Origin of the sequence: Microcoleus pseudofavosus SVA1_A4, assembly GCF_036700565.1 — a bacterium.
In the GTDB taxonomy this organism is placed as follows: Bacteria; Cyanobacteriota; Cyanobacteriia; order Cyanobacteriales; family Microcoleaceae; genus Microcoleus.
On the sequence record NZ_JAUBPE010000024.1, the window covers coordinates 49,065 to 69,840 of the forward strand.

Sequence of the window (20,776 nt, forward strand, 5' to 3'; positions counted from 1 at the left end):
TATTGCCTGTCTGTAGAGTTGAGTTTTGAGATGGTGGCGATGACAGCAGGAAACATAGAGTCTGGGAAGGTAGATAAAATTGCCCTGTGGATGTTCTATCGTGTCCAGTTAATCAGTTATCATAAGAGTGGGAGCTTGTAGCTTGCAAGGGAGACGCTCCCGCTCAACAAGAATCAACAGATGGATAAATAAACCATGCTAATAGAAGAATATTTTGAGTTTTTAGCCGATGATGACATTCGAGTAAAAGGCACAAGAGTAGGAATAGAAAGCATCCTCTATGAATATATTTATCAGCAACGTTCACCAGAGGAAATCTTAAAACACTTTTACACTTTGACCCTCGATCAAGTTTATGCGACAATCCTGTATTATTTGAACAATAAAGCTGCCTTAGATAAATACATTGCAGACTGGCTCGAATGGTCGCACGAACAGCGAAAAGCTCAAGAATTAAACCCTCATCCAGCTTCGGTCAGGCTCCAAAAAATCAAGGAAGAAAGAAATAAAAAAAATGGCACTCAAGTATCTCATGGATGAAAATGTTGACCCAATTTATCCTACTCAAATTCGGAGAAAACAAGTAGGATTAATTATTCGGGTCATTGGCGAACCTTCCATACCAGCAAAAGGAACTAAAGACCCGGAAATTTTAGAATGGTGTGAAAATTATGACTTCATCTTAGTCACGAATAACCGCAAATCCATGCCCGTTCACTTAAACGATCATTTGCAAGCAAATCGTCATATTCCTGGGATATTTATTTTAAATGCGAATTTAAGCGTTGGGCAAAACATAGAGGAATTAATTTTGATTGCTGAATGTTCTTTTCTCAATGAATATCAAGATCAAATTATTCATCTACCTATCACTAAAGAGGTTTCCTGATGACTCAAGCGATACCGAAATTAATAACTTTTGACGACTTTCTGGAATGGACACCCAAAAACGGACGCTATGGGCTACATAACGGAGTTATTTTTGAGATGCCAAATCCAATATGCTCAACTATTTCTGGGTTAGGTTAAAATAATGATTATCTCCCATATAGCTATGAAAAATTGGCGCAATTTTCAGTCAGTGAATGTTGATCAACTCATAATCTGTTATAATCTCTAGGAAATTTTATTACAACCACATTTACGGGAGAACCCTATCACCTAGCTAATTTGTTGCTTGTCGCTGCCCAAAAACCAGAAAGTTAATGATTGGGAGAGAAATAGAATGTCTACAACAATTGAAGAAGTTAAGAAGCAGTTATCTAGTCAAACTGAGCAAGAAAGACTCGCTGCTTTATCAAAAACTCTCAATTATGGTCAACAAGGTTTAGAACTATTGATTGAACAGTCTATCAAAGATCCATCAGACCGAGTTAAACAATTTGCCTACAGAGTTTTTCGTGGTGATAATTCTTATTTGAGGGGAAATACACCCGAAAACTTAACAACTTGCCCAACAGATGTTATTACTTGTCTAGCAATAAGTCCAGGCAATACTATTTTAGTAGGAGGGAGTTGGAAAAAAATTTGGGTATGGGATTTGCAAACAGGGGTACTGATTCGTAGTATTGAAGGACATTCGCACTGGGTTTTGTCTGTGGCTATTAGTCCGGGTGGAAGTATATTAGTTAGCGGAGGTGCAGATAAAACTATTAAGGTATGGAATTTAAAAACAGGCCAGGTTGTTCGGACGCTCAATGGTCATTCTAGTTGGATTACTGCTGTTGCTATCGCTGCTCACGGCAGAATTGTTAGCGGTAGCGCAGATAAAACCATCAAAATATGGGAGCTAAATACAGGTAAGCTAAGTAAAACCATAAAAAATGAAAAGGAACTATTTTGTGTTTTGAGCTTATGTATTAGCCATGATGGAAAAGTCATCGCTTGTGGAAGCACTAATAATAAAATTACATTATGGAATTTAGATAGCGGTCAACTCATACGCAGTATTGAAGGGCATTCGGATTGGATTCAATCTTTAAGTATTACTTCAGGCAACACAACCTTAATTAGTGGAAGTCGTGATGGGGTTATCAAATTTTGGCAATCCAAAACTAAAGAAGAGTCTTCAAATCAATCAGGTTCAGTTTTGGGTAAAGGTTTAGTAGATGTAGCAGCTACTATAGCAGGATTTTCATTAGGAGGGCCTATAGCTGTAGGGGCTTGGGTTTTAGGTAGGATTATTGTGGCCGCAGCAGATAATGGAGATGCTTCTGTACTACCTCTTCTAAATTTAGAATGCACCAATACTTACTCTCACAATCAATCAATTAATTCTCTAGCTTATCATGTCAATCAAAATATACTTGTAGTAGGCTTTTCCCAAAACATTAAAATATTTGATTTACGAGATAATTATAATAAAATCATCTATGATTTACCAGAAGAGTCTGGTTTTATTAACTCTGTAGCAATTAACTCTAATGGAAAAACTCTTGCTGTTGCAGGTAAAGATTGGGTAACATTGTTGGAGGCAGAAACCGGAAAACCACTTCATGCTATTAAGGGATGTTCTTATCCTAAACTAAGCAAAATTGTTATTTATGAAACTTTCCAAGCACTCTTTTGTGGTCAAGAGCAGCATTTTATTGTTAAATTTTTAGATCAGAATAATAGAGAAATGAACTTTAACGATCAAGATATTACATGGGAAACTACTGGTGGTAAAATCGAACAGGGTTTATTTACCGCAGGTCAAAGAGAAGGAAGATTTGAAGTTAAAGCAAAGATAGGCATTTTTGAGACTTCTGTCACAATTACTATTATTCAGCCTCCAAGAATCACTGATATTTCTTTTGCTCCCTCTAGTATTACTTTAGAGTTTGGTAAAACGCAACAATTCACAGCACAAGTTTTAGATCAACGACGAAATCAGATGCAGGAAACTGTATTATGGGAAGTAAGCGGAGGGGGGAAAATTGACCAAAATGGCAATTTTATAGCTGGAAGCAAGCAAGGTAAATTTGAAATTATAGCTTCAGTTAGTTCAATTCGTCGAGTTATTCCAATTACGATTATTGAACCTCCGACACTAGCAGAACTAATTATTATATCTTCAATACCTCAATTAGAATTTGGTCAGAGCTTTCACTTTCAACTTAAGGGCTTAGATCAGTATGATAACAACATACAAACTGGGGAAATTACTTGGTCAGCAAGTAGCGGAGGTGGAACAATTAACCAAAATGGCAATTTTATAGCTGGAAGCAAGCAAGGAAATTTTGAAATTCTCGCTTCAGTCAGTTCTATTCGTCGAGTTATCCCAATTACGATTATTGAACCTCCGAAGCTAGCAGAACTAATTATTACATCCTCAACATCTCAATTAGAGTTTGGGCAGAGTTTTCAGTTTCGAGTAAAAGGTGAGGATCAGTATGGTGACAACATAAATATTGGACAAATAACCTGGAGTACAACGGGCGGGTCAATTCTGAATAATGGAATGTTCCGCGCTAGTTATCAAGAAGAGAAAATAACTGTTACTGCTACTCTGGGAGAAATAAGCGTTTCTGCTGATGTCACTATAGTTGAACCACCAAAACTAACGACATTAGTAATTTCACCAAACCAAGTAGAAATAAAGCCTGGACAGCATCAACAATTCCAGCTTCATGGTTTAGATGAGTGGGCTCGTGAAATCGCAGTTGGACGGATAGTTTGGAAAGCAACAGGCGGTACTATTGACCAAAATGGCAATTTTATAGCTGACATCAATGCTAAAGGTAAGTTTAGAGTAACTGCTACTTCCACGGAATACAATATCAGTACCTTTGCTGATATTACAGTAGTTTCTGTATTGATATACTTTTCTATTTTTCCCAAGGAAGTAGCACTTAAACCAGAAGAAAATTTCACTTTTGATGTTATAGGATTTGATCAACAAGATGAACCAATACACATTAATCAAGTATATTGGCAATGTACTCAAGGGGGAAGAATTAACACCAATGGAACTTTTATAGGAGGTTATGAAAAGCGTGAAGTTACGGTTAATGCTACAGTCGAAGGAATTACTCAATCAGTTAAAGTTACGTTGCTCCCAGTTTTAAGACGATTAGAGATTTATCCTCAAAAAGTAGTAAAGCTCAAGCCTGGTGAATGCCAAAAATTTACAGCAGTAGGCTTAGACCAATATGGCAATCGAATAGATACTGGAAAAATATCTTGGGAAACAACAGGTGGAAAAATTGACCCAAGCGGTAATTTTACTGCCGGTCATAATGCCAAAGGTACATTTAAGGTAAGAGCTACTGTTACTGAAATATCTGAATCTGGGGTAAGGGCTAAACTCTTAATCTTAGGAATATACATGAGGCTTTTATATCATGTATTTTCATTGGTTAATTTTACCCAAAGTAATTTCATCCTCAAGTCGGCTGTCGAGCTTATAAAAAGTAATTTTACGACTGGTCAACAAACAGAACAAGCAGAAAATACAGAAACAGATTTTACAAATGAAGAAACCGAGATCCTTGGTTTTGATATAGAAGCGTGGTTACAGAAAAACATCTTTAAGATTGTCGCTCGGATTCTAGACTTGGCTGGTCAACTATTTATTAATGCAGCTAAGATTAGTGCTTCTGTTGAAGTTATTGTAGTTCCTGCAAATGTTGAAGTTATTGTAGTCCCTGCAAATGTTGAAGTTATTGTAGTCCCTGCAAATGTTGAAGTTATTGTAGTTCCTGCAAATAAAGTTGGTCGGGGTGATGAACAAGATGATGCTGTTGAGGACGCAGCTAAGGTTAGTGCTTATAAGGATTTTAAGAATGATACCGATAATGTCAGAAGTAATTCTAAAGCTTTAGAGGAGGATGTTGATTACGATGTTTTTGAGTATAAAATTGATAATTGGTTTTACAGAAGCCAGCTTTTTTACGATGGTTATAGTATTAATGATTTATATGATTATAATTATACTGATTATTTAACCTATATGGACGCTAGGAACTTTTTAGAGTACCTAATGGAGGAATAAAATTTTAATTGATGAATAAAATACCCGGATTAACAGAGTAAACTAACTAAGGTATTTAATTTTAAATGCTTGGCAAACAGTTAATAAATACTGTTATAATATAGCGTCCGGGGATGAGTAGACCCGACACCTACCCACAAACTATGCAACCCATCCAAATTACCACATTCCAAGCTTTGCGGCGCAGCTTGGGCCTGATAATCAAAGCCGCACCTATAGAACTCCGCAATTTAATATTACTCAACATCATTCGCGGTGCGGCCCCATCAGGCGTGCTTTTTTTAGATAAATTAATCATTGATGAAGTATCTCGGTTGCTGTCGCAAACCCAAACAGCACAGCCTTTTGCTTTGATGCTTTCTCACCCCATATTGCTGTGGAGTATTGGCGGAGTTTTAAGTCTCAAGTTAGTCGGCGACTCCCTCGAAACAATGAGCTCCTTTGCATCGACATCTTTGCGCGATCGCGTTCAAGGCTTTGTCGAAGGAAAAGTCCTCGAAAAAGTCGCCAATTTCGACGATATCGCCCTATTTGAAAACCCCGAACTATTAAATATTGTAGAACTCGCAAAAACCGGAGTATCCAAAATACAGCAACTAGCATTTACTCTCAGCATGACCATCACGGGGATTTTTATATTTATTCCATCTATTAGCCTTGCTGCTGCGATAGCTTGGTGGGTGCCAGCGCTGATGTTAATCTCATCATCTCCCTCAATTTACATCCAAAGGAAATATAGCAGAATCATCTGGAGAGTTCAAAAAAAGCAAGCTAAAATCAGCCGCGAGATGAACTTATCCTCTAGAGTATTGACGGGAGAAGAATACGCTAAAGAATTGCGTTTGTTTGGCTTGCAGGAACTTTGGCTCAAACGCTGGCAGGGTCAGTTTGTGCAGTTTTTTAGCGAGATGCAACGCATCCGAAAAAAAGGAGCAATTGTTGTACTTTTCTGGTCAGTGTTTAGTAGAGTAGGAGTAGCTTTGCCATTTGTTTATGTGGTAATGGGAGCTTTGGGAGGACGCTATACTTTGGGGGATTTGGCGCTTTATTCGGGTTTGATTGTCCAGGTGGAGCAAAGTTTACAATTATTGATTGGCAATTATACTAATTTGTACGATATTTCCCTCGGCGTTAGTCCGATTTTTCAACTTTTGGAACTCAAACCAGAATTGCAGTCTCCGCTTGTGGATGTGGCATCTCGCCTGCCTAGTTTACCAAATGGCGGGCAAGATGCTAGCGCCACAAAAGATAAAATTGGCATCGAGATTAAGCATCTATCTTTTTGCTATCCCGGCAGCAATAAAAGCACGGTTGAAAATATCAACTTAACCATTAATCAGGGTGAAATGCTAGTGCTTGTTGGTGAAAATGGCGCGGGTAAAACAACTCTTGGCAAACTCCTCGGCCGCCTGTACGATCCGACAAGCGGTACGATCGCCTGGAACGGCAAAGATTTGCGATCGTACTCTCTAGCATACGTGCGATCGCGCATCGCCGTCGTCATGCAAGATTACGCCCGTTTCCCCTCCACAGTCCGCGAAAACGTCGGTTTCGGCGACTTGCTTTCACTGTCGGATGACACCGCAATTAACGAAGCTATTTCCGAAGCAGGGATTGCAGCTAAAGTCAACAGTTTAGAGCAAGGTTTAGAAACACCGTTGGGGAAACAATTAGAAGACGGCATAGACTTATCGGGGGGACAGTGGCAAAGAATTGCGATCGCCCGCGCCTTAATGCGGCTTTCTACAGCCGAAGTGCTAATTTTTGACGAACCAACCGCCGCCCTCGACCCCAAGACAGAACACGAAATTTACAGCATCTTCCGCCAAATAGCCGCCGGGAAAACAACCATAGTCATCAGTCACAGATTGGGATTAGCAAAAATTGCCGATCGCATCGCCGTGATGGAAAACGGTAAAATAGCAGAAATAGGAACTCACGACCAATTGATAGCATCAAACGGAATTTACTGCTCGATGTTCACCCGTCAAGCTAGCAGCTATATTTAAACAGTTGACAGTTGACATACGATGTTAGCCTGATGAGTACCAGAAACAGGTTTTTGAAAGTATGGCTAAGCGTTCCAGTATTCTTTAAGTATATTTACAAACCGACGAAGTGATTTAGCTGTCCTAGGACAAACATACTTGTAGCTCGAAGTATCATAGTGCTCTCCACCCGGAGCAACTATAGATTCAATAAGCTCAGCCAACTCATTAACGGTGTGTTCTTGTCCTTTTTCGACAGTAAATGACAGGTAACTGCCATCATTACGAAATTCTGTTTGATGGCTTGCAATCCAGTCTGTCACGCCTTGATTAATTGGAATATTCCCAGATAAAACAACTCTAACTTTACCTTCTGAAATCACATCTGCAAATATCTCACACAAATATGAATATAATCCCTGCGAACCAAAATCTTGGGTAGGAGAGCGATCGTCGATAATAAAACGCTCACCCTTGTCTAAATTTTTAATTCATTTGTCACGAAATCCACCGTATTCATCGAAAAGCTTGCGTTTTAGCACGTTTAATGTCTCCATACTAATGGAACTACTTAAAGATTATAACTTAAAAATACCGCAATTTGCTCATCTATGCCAACTCATTCTTACCCCATGTTGGGTTCTCCTTTTCTCGATCGAGTTCGGCAAGCATCCACCTCGAACACATGAGCAGTCACACTGAAAGAGCTACCTCCATTACATACTAAACTAAATTTACTTTTCGATCGCGCATTAAATCCCACATTTAGAGTTAAATAAACATAATTCCCGTAGGGGCGGGTTCATCAACCATCTCTAACTCTCACCAACAATCTATATAAACCCCCCCGCACCCAATGACGAATTCACGTGAAGCGCAGCTATCCCGTAGGGAATCGCATTTCTGTCGCTGCGTGGCGAGAAACCGGGTTTCTGCGACAATTTGCGGCCTCGCAAGAGAAATATCGGAAGAAACCCGGTTTCTGAGCGTGCGATCTTTTTGAGAAAATTGTCAGAAAGTGCGAGTTATAATAAAACCAACCTAGTTGGCAATAATATCAACGATGGAAACTATAACTCTCAACCTACCTGCCGCCGTCGCTTTAACCGACGAACAATTTTATCAATTGTCCATCGCTAATGAAGAGTGGCGATTAGAACAAACCCCCGAAGGAGAACTAATTATTATGCCTCCAACAGGCGGCGAAAGCGGCATCAGAAATTCGGATTTGACTACAGACCTAAATTTGTGGAATCGTCAGACTCGATTGGGAAAAGTCTTTGACTCTTCCACTGTCTTTCAATTACCCAACGGTGCGAAGCGTTCCCCTGATGCTGCTTGGGTACTCCTAGAACGTTGGGAAGCATTATCCGCAGAAGATAAGCGCAAATTTCCTCCCCTGTGCCCGGACTTTGTAATTGAATTGCGCTCGCAAAGTGATTCCCTAGAAACATTGCGGGCTAAAATGCGGTATTATCGAACAAACGGCTGTCGATTAGGTTGGCTAATTGACCCCCAAACGCCTTTAGTAGAAATCTATCGCTTGTCTGAAGATGTAGCAGAAGTGATTAATTTCTCTTTTGACCAACCGCCTACACTTTCGGGTGAAGATGTACTTCCCGGATTTCTTCTAGATATTACACCTATTCTCAATCCTTGAATCTAGATCCAGAACTGTCGCCCAAGTGGCGAGAAACCGGGTTTCTGCGACAATTAGGGTTGAGTACGAGAAATAAGGGAAGAAACCCGGTTTCTGAGATGAGCCTCCATCCACAAAAATGATGAGCAATTATCTCCCCGTCAGCGTATCCCCGTAAGGATCGGGCAAAGCTTGCTGCACCTCCAAAAGCGGCAAAGGATCTCCAGTCAACGGTTGGCTAATCAAATTTTTTTTTACCCCATCCCCCTTGCGATCGCGCTCTTGCAAATGCGATAATTCCTCTTGATAAACAGCCACAATCCGCGCCAAACTCGCCGCCAAATCATCCCAATTATCATCGGGTCCCAACTTCTCAGAAATTCCCTCAAATAACTCTCCCGCTTGCCTCTTTTGAACGTAAGCTTTCAAAAGCTTTCCCGACTTTTGCAAAACCGCCTGATAAATGTCCCCATCAGACCACCACAGCCCCGGCTGGCTCAACAGCCAAGTCAAAATATACTCGCGAGCGTGTTGCTCCTTCACCCAGGCCGCGAGATACTGCAAATCTTCCATAGTTACAACAGTCTCCTAAATTTTCCTCAAAATGTCCGCTTGTTTGTATCTACCGTTACCGCGATCGACATAATACCTGCCTTATCATCACCTGCCCGCGTCATTAATACCCCTTAAATCTTAAAAAAACCCTACTGATTTACCAAACAGCAATTCTGAGAATATAAAAATAAACCTAAACCTCCTAGGTCTATTGTCCAATACTTTTAGTCCACCGGAAAGCGGTACACCCCGCCTCGCTTTCCTCTCTCGCCAATCTATCCTCAAGCGGGAACAACCAGCGGGTTATTAGCATGACAAAGCAAAATTTTGGTTTAATCGGTCTAGCAGTGATGGGCGAGAACCTAGCGCTGAACGTCGAAAGCAGAGGCTTCTCCGTAGCTGTGTACAACCGCACAGCAGCCAAAACCGACGACTTCATGGCAAAACGCGCCCCCGGCAAGAACATTGTAGCCGCCAAGACTCTGACAGAATTCGTCGATGTCCTAGAAACCCCGCGCCGCATCTTAGTCATGGTGCAAGCTGGCAAACCTGTAGATGCAGTCATCGACCAGCTCAAACCCATGCTGTCACCGGGCGACATGATTATTGACGGTGGCAACTCGCTATACGACGACACCGAACGCCGCACCAAAGATTTAGAATCGATGGGACTGGGATTTGTCGGCATGGGCATCAGCGGCGGCGAAGAAGGCGCCCTCAACGGTGCTAGCTTGATGCCCGGTGGCACCCACGCTGCTTACGGCATACTAGAGCCAATTCTCACCAAAATTGCGGCTCAAGTAGATGATGGCCCCTGCGTCACATTCATCGGCCCCGGCGGTGCCGGTCACTACGTGAAGATGGTTCACAACGGCATTGAGTACGGGGATATGCAGCTCATTGCTGAAGCCTACGATTTGCTCAAAAACGTTGGTGGATTGGACGGCCAGCAGTTGCAGGAAGTTTTTGCCGAATGGAATACCACAGACGAACTCAACTCGTTTTTGATTGAAATTACGGCTAACATTTTCAAGTACATTGACCCGGAAACTAAGCATCCCTTAGTTGAGGTAATTATGGACGCAGCCGGTCAAAAAGGGACTGGCCGCTGGACTGTAATGAGTGCTTTGGAATTGGGCGTGAGCATTCCCACAATTATTGCTGCTGTGAATGCCAGAATCATGTCTTCTTACAAAGACGAGCGCGTCAAAGCTTCCCAAGAACTAACCGGGCCTAGCGGCAAGTACGAAGGCGATACTAAAGAGTTTGTGAACAAAGTCCGGGATGCGCTTTACTGCTCGAAGATTTGCTCCTACGCGCAAGGAATGGCTCTTTTGAGCGCGGCATCGAAGTCGTACAATTACGACTTGAGTTTGAGCGAAATTTCCCGAATTTGGAAAGGTGGCTGCATCATTCGGGCTGGGTTTTTGGACAAGATTAAAAAAGCTTTCAAGGACGATCCCGGGCTGCCGAATTTGCTGTTAGCGCCGGAGTTCAAACAGAGCATTCTCGATCGCCAATCGGCTTGGCGGGACGTGTTAGCTACTGCTTGCCAACTGGGGATTGCAGTGCCAGCATTTAGCGCCTCGCTGGACTATTTCGACAGCTACCGGCGCGAAAGATTGCCGCAAAACCTCACGCAAGCTCAGCGGGATTATTTCGGGGCTCACACCTACGAGCGCACCGACAAACCGCGCGGCGAATTCTTCCACTCGGAGTGGACGCAGGCTGCTAAAGAGTCGCTGCAAACTGGAACTACTGATTAATTAGTTTTTGTAGGGTGCGTTTCGGCGCACCTTACGAATTGATTGGGGGTTGCAAATTGTTTTGACGTTTGTTTTTGAGATAGCTTTTAATATATTCGTCGTTAAAGAGCGATCGCCTGACTCTTTGAATAATACTTGAACTTGATCGCACCCAAAAAGCCCAAGTCCAAGTATTGTTCAAGTTCAGCGCCAACATAGCTTGGAATCAAAACAATTCAACCAGCACTTGCTCCCCACGTATCAACCGTTTGCTGCAACCCCTCTCGGTAGCTGGGATAGCGCGGACTCCACCCAAACTGCTTGCGGAATGAGTCGCCCCCAACGGTAGTAGAAAGCTTTAACAAATTCACTGTGGTTTGAGCAGTTAAGGGTTGTCATCTGGCAAAAGGCTGAACTAAGTAAATCAACGTAATTAAAAGTAAAACTATCTCCATCTCCATATGTTAGAACCCCGACTTCTTAAAGAAGTCGGGGTTCTGGGTATTCTGTTTGAGGTGGGCCTACTTACAGGCTATTCAGTTTTAGGATTGGACCGGACGCGTTGGCGAAGAGCAAGAACATGGCTAGTATTAAGTTTACGAACTTTAATTTCATAGCTTTTTTCCTCCTTTGTTTTCGTTAGTGGGAGACTGGTTTTTCCTTTTCTGTAGCTCAATAGCTACATAAACAATCACTCTAGCAATATGCGCCATGCTCTCAGCCTTCGCCAATTCATCCCTCCCTTCGGGGAAGAAGCTTTTGGATCTCAGAAACAAAAAAATTGGTTTGTCCCGAGCCTAATCATAGATTAACGAACCTATACACTTATTTTAGAATGGTTTTCATGGATTGACTAGCGATTGAGTAGGGTGATAACCGAACATTGCTAGCGGGAAATAATTGGTAATTTAAGCTTCTGTAAACCACTTGTTGAGCGGTGACAACTCTTGCCCATCGCTTAGCAGCGTATTTGCCCGTTGCGGGGTCAGGTTCACACCACATCTGCATTGGCGGCCAGAATCGCATCCCTGAGTTCAACAGCATTCGATGGGTCAGTTTATACTGCGATTCCGCCGTGGGAACGCACGGTTGCTGCACCATTTTTGTCCTGCGTCAATCTGGTTACTTTGTGTCCGTGTGCTACAAACTGCCGGAAGGTTTCTTGTCCGAGTTCAGTATCTGCGCCTGTAATGACAATGCTCAGCTTTGTGTCTGTCATGTATTTTGATAACGTGTCTTCTATATGCTTACTATTTCTGACCGCAGTGGCGCGACCCTCTATGGATAGAAAAAGTAGTTATTGTAGGGATCAGTTGCTGGTAATTTTTCTACCGAATACCCAGATACCCGACTTATTAAAGAAGTCGGGTATCTAAAAGAAGACGATTTTATGTTTAATTTGTCAGTAATTAAGATCACAATGTGCTTGTGATATTCGTAGATAACTATACTGAAGAAATCTGGTATAATAAATAATCCTTTTAAATAAATGTAAGTTTATGTGGCCTTTTATAGTAGGAGGCGCTGCCGTTGCCGTTGCTATTGCGAAATCGGTAGTTGATAGATGGAAAGAAGAAGAGAAAGAAGAAGAGAGAAAAGAAGAAGAGGGAAAAAAACGTTTATTAGAAAGTGGGATTTTGGAAGTAGATGAAATGACAGGAAAAGAGTTTGAAAAGTTTCTAGATGTCCATTTTAGAAACTTTGGTTATGGTGTTACTTTAACTCAAGATAGTCAAGATTATGGGGCGGATTTAATTTTATACAAAGATGGATCGAAAACTGTAGTTCAAGCGAAAAGAAGCAAAAATCCAGTTGGTATTAAAGCAGTTCAAGAAGTAGCAGGAGCCGTCAGACATTACAAAGGAAATAAAGGAAGAGTCATCACCAACAACCGATTTACCGAAAATGCTTACAACCTTGCTGAATCTAACGACGTAGAGTTATGGGATCGAAAACAACTAATCGATTTCATCCTGACAGCTAAGAAGTGTAAATAAGATCGATTCCGGTGGCACTCATCCATGATTGTTGACTGTTTACTGTTAGTAGTCAAACAATAGCAACGGAGAGGACACGGCAGTGCCGTTTCCCTACCCCAAAATAATCGCTTGCGCTCGCACCAGATGCAACCATCCCCCGATTAATTGTAGGGACACGGCACTGCCGTGTCCAGATTGTGGGTAATATCCTGTTCCCTAACTACAGTAAGTTATATATAAAAGATGCACTGGTTTCTCAGTATCTTTAATTTCACTTATTCATCATGTTACAAATTTCTAATACTGTGTTCATTCCAGATGGCGAAATCGAGATTAGTGCGATTCGCTCTCAAGGCGCGGGGGGACAAAATGTAAATAAGGTGGCGAGTGCTATTCACTTGCGCTTTGATATCCCAGCTTCCTCATTGCCCGATCGCTACAAGCAGCGTTTGTTGCAAATCAACGACCAGCGCATCACCTCCGAAGGTGTGATTGTCATCAAAGCCCAGGAACACCGCAGCCAGGAACAAAACCGGGAGGAGGCTTTGAGACGGCTGCAAGAACTGATTAAAAGTGCGATCGTCATACCGAAAAGGCGCAAACCCAGCAAAGCAACTCGCAGTTCCCAGCGCAAGCGTCTCGACAGCAAAACCAAGCGAGGGCAGATTAAAGCTCTGAGAGCGAAAATTACGGATTGATCGATGAAAGGTCGATCGGGCTTTTTGACTTTTTAGTTGTCAGTCGGGATTTGGTGGGCCTAAGTCGTCAGGTAAATCGTTAAGCGTTTTTCCCAAAGCTTTGCAAAGGGCTTTCATTTGAGCAATGGTCAGTTCGGGTTCGTCTAGTCCTCGTTCCCATTTGCTAATGGCTTGCTGAGTTAGGGTTTTTGTGCGGGTTTTGTCGGGAATTTGTTTTGCTAAGGCGGATTGCGATAAACCAACAGCCTCCCGCAAGATTTGCAGTGCTGGTATATCTTTGGACTCTTGAGTTTGTTTCTTTCGGGGCATATCATAGGAAATTCACAACCAAAGTTGTTGACAAATCGGTTAAATACAACTAAGGTTGTTTAAGATAGAGACAACAGAAAGGCGGCTGCTTTAGCCGGACGGTGGAAACGCTTTGGTTTAGCAAGCTGCCCTATTTGTAGTTTCTACCCATTATGCCTGCATACCCTTAGTATTTTCCGGGCTTGGGTGCATGACTCAAGCCCCTTTCCCTAGACATTTCCGAACCCCTGCGGGTTAGTTGTCGTTCTGCGAGGGCGATCGACTTGGTAAGTCATCGGGAATTTTAGTTACATCTAATCCTAAAAGCTCAAACATAGTTTTTAGAGAAACCTGGTACAGGTTAGCCATAGCAAGTATGTTTTCAGCATTAGGTAGAGCCTTGCCTAATTCCCAGTCAGCTTGTCTTCGCTCGGAAATTCCGATTTTTTCTTTGACTTGAGGGCGTGTTAGTCCAGCTTGTTCTCTGAGTAGTCTCAATGGAGACTTCTCCTTTTCTTGTAAATCTTCTTCTATCATAGGACGAAAGGTTCATGATGCAAACGTCTTGACAAAGACTTTGAGAAGACGTAAACTTCATGTTGGTAGGCACAACAAAGGCAGCTCAACGAGCCTCCAAGGTCAAAATGCAGGTTTGAAGAACCGCCTTATTTGTAGTGTCTACCCATTATGCCTGCATAGCCTTAGTATTTTCGGGGCTTGGGCGCATACCTCAAGCCTCTTTTCCTCAACGCCGAGGAGGTGATTCCATGTAAAAAGTCGATCGACCTCACAGCCCAACTCAAAATTGTATCAAACATCCAGACCATGACTTCGCTGTACTTGTTAGTTGTCGTTCTGCGAGGGCGATCGACTTGGTAAGTCATCGGGAATTTTAGTTACATCTAATCCTAAAAGCTCAAACATAGTTTTTAGAGAAACCTGGTACAGGTTAGCCAGTGCAGCTACGTTTTCAACAGTTGGCATGGACTTTCCTGATTCCCAGTCAGCTTGCATCCGCTCAGAAACGCCGATATGTTGTTTGACTTGAGGGCGGGTTAGGCCAGCTTGTTCTCTGAGAAGCCTTAATGGAGACTTGTCCTTTTCTTGCAAATTTTCTTCCACAGTGAATGAAGTTTGTTTCATGAAGCGAACCTCTTGACATGGTTATTTAGATGAAGTACACTTCATGTATAGCGACCAAACAAAGGCCCCCTGGCGAGCCTACTTTCGTCAAAATGCAGGTTTGAAGAACCGCCTTACTTTTTGTGTCTATCAATAGTGCCTGCATACCCAAGCGTATTTTTGGGGCTTGGGCGCATACCTCAAGCCTATTTTCCTCAAGCCCGAGGAGGTAATGCCATTTAAAAGGTCGATCGACCTCACAGAGACGGCCCAGCTCAAAATTGTATCAAAGATCCAGACCAAAACTTCAACTTTGCGATCGCACAACTTCCGTGCTATCGTTCCCTTCCTCGAACAATTCCCGATCGTGCCCACATCTATGGACAACATCTACCTAGGCGATGTCGCCTCCAACTTTCACTTTGCAGGCCCGCTGCTAGACTTTGAAGAAGAAATCCAGAATCAATCTCCCTTTCACGATTTAGACTACCTGACAGGCGAAATTAAAAGGGGATTCCTAGACTACGTGCGGCAAGGAATCATGCTGGACGCGATCCGAAAACTGCGATTGTACAAAGACAAGTTCAAAACTTTTAAAACTTACTGCGAACAAGCATTAGGCAGGCAGTATTTTTACTGCACGCAAATTATCAAATCTGCTGGCATTTGCCTGCGCTTAATTAAAGCCGGATTTGAGATTTTGCCTAGCTGCGTTGCTCAAGTTGTCCCATTGTTCAAACACGCAGTAACCGACCAATACGGCGAGTGTCTTTTGCAGGAAAAGTGGCAAGAAGTTGTGGATGTCATACCCAAAGAAAGGATTACCGCAGTAACTATTGCCGAAACTGTTGACAACAATCCCAACCTCCGGCTCAAACAAATTCGCATTAAAACCGACACCTACGCCCTTTTAACGAAAAAAGCAGCCGCAGCGGGACTGTCAATTTCGGAATTTTTGGCCAGGTTGGTTGACGAATACAATCCCAGAAATTTAGAGCAGCCAGCGGAACATACTCCCGAACAAGAGGAGATTTTAGACCAATTAGACGCGGAGTTTAAGAAGCCTGCAAAGCAACAAACTTCAAATTCGGCTCAAAACAAAGTTAAATCTAAAGGTTTTGGAGTGAAAGTTGAGCCGAAAGGTGGTAAAAAGGAAGAAGTTAAGGCTAAAAGTTCGGAAGGGAAAGTTAAGGCTAAAAGTTCCGAACGTGAAATTAAGTTGAAAAATAAGCAAACTGAAATCCTAGCTAAGAAACTGTCAAATTCATTTGAGGATAAAAATCATGAAATCATCAGCCCAAAATCCGATCATGCGTCAACTGAAACTAATGGAGGTTCAATTGAACGAAATTCAGTGCCACATGATTAAAGCCACTGTGTTGAATTGGTGGCAAATTGTTTTGCCTGACGGACAGAAAATTGCGATCGAGCACGCGGGCGGCGGACACTGGATTTTTCGGGCTAACGGGCTTGAGAAATCTCATCCAGAAGTGCGGCTAGCGGTGTTAAGGGCGATCGCCCAAGGCTGTCACAGGTAAGTTCCGCGTCAGGACACGGCAGTGCCGTGTCCCTACAGATATCGTGGGCGGGCGATCGGATTTGAGATGATTTGGGGATGCAGGGGGGCGATCGACATTAGTTGCGATTGCGATCGGAATTTCCCAACTGTGGGGCAAAGTTTAAAGTTCCCGCGTTGTGGGCGGATGCCTGGTGTCAACGATGTTTTATGCGGTTTGGGGAGATGACGGAGTATCAGAAATCTGGCTAAAACTGAGGTAGATTATCCCCACAGTGCTTACCCTTCACGCTGCGCTCAATGCCTTACTCTATTGGATGAAGCAAGTGCTCAATTGTTTGTACTAACATTTCAGGATCGACAGGCTTGGGAAGATGCCTTTGAAATCCGGCTGCTAGTGCTTGCTGTTGATTTGTCTCACCTGCATACGCTGTGAGAGCGATCGCGGGAATCTCTCCTCCCTCCTGTGTCGATAGTTGTCTGATTTGACGAATCAACTTATAGCCATCAATTTGTGGCATCCCAATATCAGCAATCAAAACATCTGGCTTAGATTCATTGAGCTTTTGTAGCGCATCTGTTGCTGAAGATGCACAGATCACGGTGGCTCCCGCTTCCTCTAAGATAAATTGAACTAACTCTAAATTGTCTACTTCGTCATCGACGGCGAGGATACATAATCTAGCCAAAGGTGAAGTGTGAGCATTGAGTGATAGATTGTCCTTCTGGTCACTGTTCACGTTATTGTTCCTGGCTAATAAGGGAAGTGTGACAGTAAATGTTGCACCCTGTCCTTCTCCAAAACTTTCGGCTTTGACAGTTCCACCATGTAGCTCAACGACGTGACGCACGATCGCTAATCCCAGCCCTAACCCACCAAATGTTCTCGTAATACTGCTATCGGCTTGTCGAAATGTGTCAAAGACATAGGGAATAAATTCTGGCTTAATCCCTTTCCCTGTATCCCTGACTTGAATTTGAGCATAGGAATCAATCGTTTTTAGCTCAACTTCAACTCGACCTCCAATTGGGGTGAACTTAATGGCATTGGTGAGCAAATTCCAGAGAACCTGTTGCAATCGGGTAGCGTCTCCTAACACATCGCCCACATTCGGTTCTAGCTGAGTTTGAATTTGAATGTTCTTCGCTTCAGCGGCTAAACTAACTGTTTCGATCGCAGCTTTAAGAGTTGTTTTCAAATTAATAGGAGTAGAGTTCAAACTCAGCTTGCCTTGCAGAATGCGAGAAATATCCAGCAAATCCTCAATCAGTTGAACTTGCAACTCGGCGTTGCGTTCAATCGTTTCGAGAGCGGCTGCTATCTTCCCAGAATTGAGAGTTCCTTTTCGCAGCAGTCGAGTCCAACCCAGAATAGGATTCAACGGAGTTCGCAATTCGTGAGATAAAACCGCTAAGAACTCATCTTTTATTCGGTTAGCGGCTTCGGCTTCTGCCCGTGCTTGCTGTTCTGACTCATAGAGTCTTGCTCGGTCGATCGACTGCGCCGACTGCTGTGCCAGTGCCAAAACGAAAGCGCGATCGCTCTCACAAAGCTGGGGAACGGTCGAAAAACCCAGCGATAGCCCACCAACGGCTTGTCCTTCAATCAACAATGGCACTGAAATCCAGGCTTCTGAACCAGCCTTGGCATAAGCTTCAGCTAAATCAGGATAACGGGCAATTCGGTTTTCGATATTTTCTAGCCAAACAGGTTGCCCACTTCGCACGGCTTCTGCGAGAGGATAGGGTGCATGAATCGAAAAACTGCGCTGAAATTCTCCTACGTGCTCGTACCCGATCGCTTGAATAATCTCCAGTTCGCTTGCCTTCTGGTTTAATACCGCAACCAAACCACAACTTGCTCCCAGTGCAGACATTCCCTGTTCAATAATCACCTGAGCCACTTGAGCCGAGGTTAGCGATTCAGACAACGCTGTCATCACCGCCAGCAGTCGAGCCGTCCGGTTAGCAGCGAGTTCGGCGGCTAATTTCGCTTGTTGTGTTTCATTATAGAGACGAGCGTTATCAATGGCGATCGCTGCTCGCTGAGCCAAATCTTCAGCCAGAGCAATGTCTTCCAGGCAATAGCGGCGATCGGATTCAGTAAACACCAACGTAATGCTGCCCAACACGCGCCCGCGTGCCTGTAGCGGTGCAATGATGCAGGACTTTAACCCAACTCCACGTATGATTTCCAGGTATTCAGCATTCGGCACTGCCGCAACTAACTGTTCATCTGTAATCTCAATGGCAATTTCAGCCTGTCCTGTTTGCATGACTTGAGAAATGCCATACGCCTCATCGAGATGTCTGGGAAAGCGTTGAGCCAACTCCCAACCAAACTTCACTTTTTCGGGATCTGAATGAGCAACTGCAACCCGACAGATCGTGCGATCGTCATTCAGCAAATCGACACTACACCAATCTGCAAAATAAGGAACTGCCAGCTTTGCAACGCTTTGGAGAGTTTGTTCATACTCCAGCGAAGAGGAAAGGACAGCACTCACTTCCGCTAAAAATGCTGATTGTTGTTGAGAATTTTCTGCTACAGCACGGGCTGCCTGTTCTTGAACAAGTTGTACTCGTTCGTCTTCGGTTTGCTTGCGTTCAGTAATGTCGCTGAAAGCAGCAATAATGTTGATAATTTGTCCCTCTGGGTCAAACAAAGGGGAAGCATTGATCGAGAGAATCGTGCGAGTTCCATCGGCATGGCTAATGCCATGTTCAATATTATAAACAGGCTCACCAGTTTGCATCACCCTCGCAAACGGCAGTTCATCTTTTGGGAAAGGATGACCCTCCACGGTTGTAATGAACCAGGAGGGATCGTTATAGCCTCGCTCCACAATGTCGCTGCGAGTCAATCTTAAAATCCTCTCTGCTGCCTTATTTGCGGCAATAATCTGTCCGGTAGAATCTAGAATGGTTATGCCATCAGGAATAGTTTGGAAGATACTGGATAATTGCGCTTCACCCTCACGCAAACCAGTTTCTGCCTGCTTGCGTTTTGTAATGTCGTGCATCACGACAACTGCACCCTGTTTTTCGCCGTTGGCGGCAATAATTGCCTGTCCAGTTGCTAACAGCATTCGTGCAGTTCCCTGCTGCGGAACAATCATCATTTCCACATCACGAACGTTCTGTCCTTGCAATGCCTGAAACAGGGGAATATCCTCTGTCTTCATGCGTGTTTTGCCGTCTGACAAATACAAGTCATAATATTGGGCCCATTGAGCCGCTGGAACTGGCTGCTGAGGTAATCCATGAAAATCTTTAGCTGCTTGGTTAAATACCGTCAATATGCCATCGGCATCGCAAGCCACAATGCCAGCTTGAACGTTGTTTAGGATTGCGTTCAAAAAGTCCTGTTCTTTGTGAAGAGTGGCTTCCACCTGCTGGCACTTGACGATTTCGGCTTTCAATTGTCGATCGACTTGAGATGTTTCAGTAGTATCTTGGAAGTAAAGAAGTAAGCCATCTTCACTCTTGATGAGGCGAATTCTCAAACACTTGTTGAGTAAGGGGTAGTGTTCTTCAAACTCGATTGCAGTTTGCGTTGCGATCGCTCGATGACAATATTTATATAGCTCAGATGTAAGATCGACCGAAAATATAGTCCATATATTTTTGCCTATCAGGTGTTGCCGGTTCCTGTTTAAAAGCTGCTCTGCTTTATGGTTGACATAAGTGCAGTGCCACTCTGAATTAATAGAAATGAAGGCCTCAGCCATGCGATCTACGATCGCCGCAAATCGTGCTTCAATTGCTTGGCAGTCTGTACATAGCTCTTGAGAAAAATTTACAGTAAGCTCTTCTCGATGATTCAAGGAGTTTGTACGCTCTACATTCATTGCGGTTAATCCTGCCTATTTACCTATTATGCCAGCTATTGTTAAGAAATTAAGATATAATATGCCCAAAACCTAAGTCATTCAGTGTTGAAGCAAACGGGCGATCGCAAATCATGGGACAGCACCGCTAAAAATTCGTCTTTAATCCGGTTAGCGGCTTCTGCTTCGGCTCGTGGAAGGCGATCGCGTTCTCAAAGTTATTCTTTTTCTTGTTATGCTTGCTTGCGCTTTGTTCGCGGATGGGGATGGTGCCTGCGAGAATCGGGCTAGCGTTTCTTTAACACCGAACTCATGCAAACTATGCAACTGCTCAGCAACAGCCTCGACAAAACGTGGCAACTCTACTAAATCTCTGACCTAGACATATTCTGTCATTCCTAATTGAGAATGCCAAATCTAGCAGTTTGGTTGTAGAAACAA

The 20,776-nt window shown here is 43.3% G+C and carries 20 protein-coding genes; 11 read left to right on the top strand and 9 right to left on the bottom strand.

Translation table 11 applies throughout. The features are described 5' to 3' along the window. Positions 1 to 195: 195 nt before the first annotated feature. The 4 genes from QUA02_RS12675 (at position 196) to QUA02_RS12690 (ending at position 6,984) form a co-directional block, all read left to right on the top strand. The gene (locus tag QUA02_RS12675; protein WP_333028145.1) at positions 196 to 540 is read left to right on the top strand and encodes a DUF433 domain-containing protein; all 345 of its coding nucleotides are present in this window, start codon (positions 196 to 198) and stop codon (positions 538 to 540) included. Then, positions 515 to 889 (top strand): DUF5615 family PIN-like protein, encoded by a 375-nt coding sequence (locus QUA02_RS12680; RefSeq protein WP_333028148.1) that lies wholly within the window; start codon positions 515 to 517, stop codon positions 887 to 889. Before QUA02_RS12675 ends, QUA02_RS12680 begins: the two co-directional genes overlap by 26 nt. 336 nt (positions 890 to 1,225) lie before the next feature. After that, positions 1,226 to 4,975 carry a WD40 domain-containing protein gene (locus QUA02_RS12685; RefSeq protein ID WP_333028150.1) on the top strand — a complete coding sequence of 1,250 codons (3,750 nt, stop codon included), beginning with the start codon at positions 1,226 to 1,228 and terminating at the stop codon, positions 4,973 to 4,975. A gap of 143 nt (positions 4,976 to 5,118) precedes the next feature. Next, positions 5,119 to 6,984, top strand: a complete 1,866-nt coding sequence (locus QUA02_RS12690) for an ABC transporter ATP-binding protein (RefSeq protein ID WP_333028153.1) — start codon at positions 5,119 to 5,121, stop codon at positions 6,982 to 6,984. Between the two features lie 65 nt (positions 6,985 to 7,049). On the opposite strand, the gene QUA02_RS12695 is transcribed toward QUA02_RS12690, so the two are convergent. After that, positions 7,050 to 7,346 (bottom strand): hypothetical protein, encoded by a 297-nt coding sequence (locus QUA02_RS12695; protein ID WP_333028155.1) that lies wholly within the window; start codon positions 7,344 to 7,346, stop codon positions 7,050 to 7,052. Positions 7,347 to 8,026: 680 nt separating this feature from the next. Here QUA02_RS12695 and QUA02_RS12700 point away from each other — a divergent pair. Then, positions 8,027 to 8,623: a Uma2 family endonuclease gene (locus QUA02_RS12700; RefSeq protein ID WP_333028157.1), complete on the top strand. Its 597-nt coding sequence runs from the start codon at positions 8,027 to 8,029 to the stop codon at positions 8,621 to 8,623. Positions 8,624 to 8,752: 129 nt separating this feature from the next. Here QUA02_RS12700 and QUA02_RS12705 read toward each other — a convergent pair whose 3' ends face one another. After that, entirely contained in the window at positions 8,753 to 9,175 is a 423-nt protein-coding gene (locus QUA02_RS12705; protein WP_333028158.1) for a hypothetical protein, read from the bottom strand. A gap of 293 nt (positions 9,176 to 9,468) precedes the next feature. Between QUA02_RS12705 and gnd the strand changes: the two genes are divergently transcribed. Beyond that, positions 9,469 to 10,923 (top strand): decarboxylating NADP(+)-dependent phosphogluconate dehydrogenase, encoded by a 1,455-nt coding sequence (gene gnd, locus QUA02_RS12710; RefSeq protein ID WP_333028160.1) that lies wholly within the window; start codon positions 9,469 to 9,471, stop codon positions 10,921 to 10,923. A gap of 215 nt (positions 10,924 to 11,138) precedes the next feature. On the opposite strand, the gene QUA02_RS12715 is transcribed toward gnd, so the two are convergent. Beyond that, entirely contained in the window at positions 11,139 to 11,273 is a 135-nt protein-coding gene (locus QUA02_RS12715) for a hypothetical protein (protein WP_333028162.1), read from the bottom strand. 686 nt (positions 11,274 to 11,959) lie between these two features. Further along, positions 11,960 to 12,121 (bottom strand): hypothetical protein, encoded by a 162-nt coding sequence (locus QUA02_RS12720; protein WP_333028163.1) that lies wholly within the window; start codon positions 12,119 to 12,121, stop codon positions 11,960 to 11,962. A 280-nt stretch (positions 12,122 to 12,401) separates the two neighbouring features. Between QUA02_RS12720 and QUA02_RS12725 the strand changes: the two genes are divergently transcribed. Together QUA02_RS12725 and arfB are read left to right on the top strand one after the other, a co-directional pair. After that, a complete protein-coding gene (locus QUA02_RS12725; protein WP_333028166.1) occupies positions 12,402 to 12,899 on the top strand; it encodes a restriction endonuclease in 498 nt (165 codons plus the stop codon). A 266-nt stretch (positions 12,900 to 13,165) separates the two neighbouring features. Beyond that, the gene (gene arfB / locus QUA02_RS12730) at positions 13,166 to 13,579 is read left to right on the top strand and encodes an alternative ribosome rescue aminoacyl-tRNA hydrolase ArfB (protein ID WP_333028167.1); all 414 of its coding nucleotides are present in this window, start codon (positions 13,166 to 13,168) and stop codon (positions 13,577 to 13,579) included. Between the two features lie 39 nt (positions 13,580 to 13,618). Here arfB and QUA02_RS12735 read toward each other — a convergent pair whose 3' ends face one another. The 3 genes from QUA02_RS12735 to QUA02_RS12745 form a co-directional block, all read right to left on the bottom strand. Further along, positions 13,619 to 13,888, bottom strand: coding sequence for a helix-turn-helix transcriptional regulator (locus tag QUA02_RS12735; protein ID WP_333028169.1), 270 nt, complete (start codon positions 13,886 to 13,888; stop codon positions 13,619 to 13,621). A 234-nt stretch (positions 13,889 to 14,122) separates the two neighbouring features. After that, the gene (locus tag QUA02_RS12740) at positions 14,123 to 14,404 is read right to left on the bottom strand and encodes a helix-turn-helix domain-containing protein (RefSeq protein ID WP_333028172.1); all 282 of its coding nucleotides are present in this window, start codon (positions 14,402 to 14,404) and stop codon (positions 14,123 to 14,125) included. 306 nt (positions 14,405 to 14,710) lie between these two features. Further along, positions 14,711 to 15,010 carry a helix-turn-helix domain-containing protein gene (locus QUA02_RS12745; protein WP_333028174.1) on the bottom strand — a complete coding sequence of 100 codons (300 nt, stop codon included), beginning with the start codon at positions 15,008 to 15,010 and terminating at the stop codon, positions 14,711 to 14,713. A gap of 211 nt (positions 15,011 to 15,221) precedes the next feature. Here QUA02_RS12745 and QUA02_RS12750 point away from each other — a divergent pair, with 211 nt between their 5' ends. Both QUA02_RS12750 and QUA02_RS12755 read left to right on the top strand, forming a co-directional pair. Further along, positions 15,222 to 16,358: a hypothetical protein gene (locus QUA02_RS12750; RefSeq protein WP_333028177.1), complete on the top strand. Its 1,137-nt coding sequence runs from the start codon at positions 15,222 to 15,224 to the stop codon at positions 16,356 to 16,358. Then, on the top strand, positions 16,351 to 16,527 hold the full coding sequence (locus tag QUA02_RS12755; RefSeq protein ID WP_333028178.1) for a hypothetical protein: 177 nt from the start codon (positions 16,351 to 16,353) through the stop codon (positions 16,525 to 16,527). Before QUA02_RS12750 ends, QUA02_RS12755 begins: the two co-directional genes overlap by 8 nt. Here QUA02_RS12755 and QUA02_RS12760 read toward each other — a convergent pair. Together QUA02_RS12760 and QUA02_RS12765 are read right to left on the bottom strand one after the other, a co-directional pair. After that, positions 16,495 to 16,665, bottom strand: a complete 171-nt coding sequence (locus tag QUA02_RS12760; protein WP_333028180.1) for a hypothetical protein — start codon at positions 16,663 to 16,665, stop codon at positions 16,495 to 16,497. The genes QUA02_RS12755 and QUA02_RS12760 overlap by 33 nt on opposite strands. 145 nt (positions 16,666 to 16,810) lie before the next feature. Further along, positions 16,811 to 20,356 carry a hybrid sensor histidine kinase/response regulator gene (locus QUA02_RS12765; RefSeq protein WP_333028183.1) on the bottom strand — a complete coding sequence of 1,182 codons (3,546 nt, stop codon included), beginning with the start codon at positions 20,354 to 20,356 and terminating at the stop codon, positions 16,811 to 16,813. Between the two features lie 84 nt (positions 20,357 to 20,440). On the opposite strand from QUA02_RS12765, the gene QUA02_RS12770 reads away from it, so the two are divergent. Beyond that, positions 20,441 to 20,626 (top strand): hypothetical protein, encoded by a 186-nt coding sequence (locus QUA02_RS12770; protein WP_333028186.1) that lies wholly within the window; start codon positions 20,441 to 20,443, stop codon positions 20,624 to 20,626. The last annotated feature ends 150 nt before the right edge of the window (positions 20,627 to 20,776 follow it).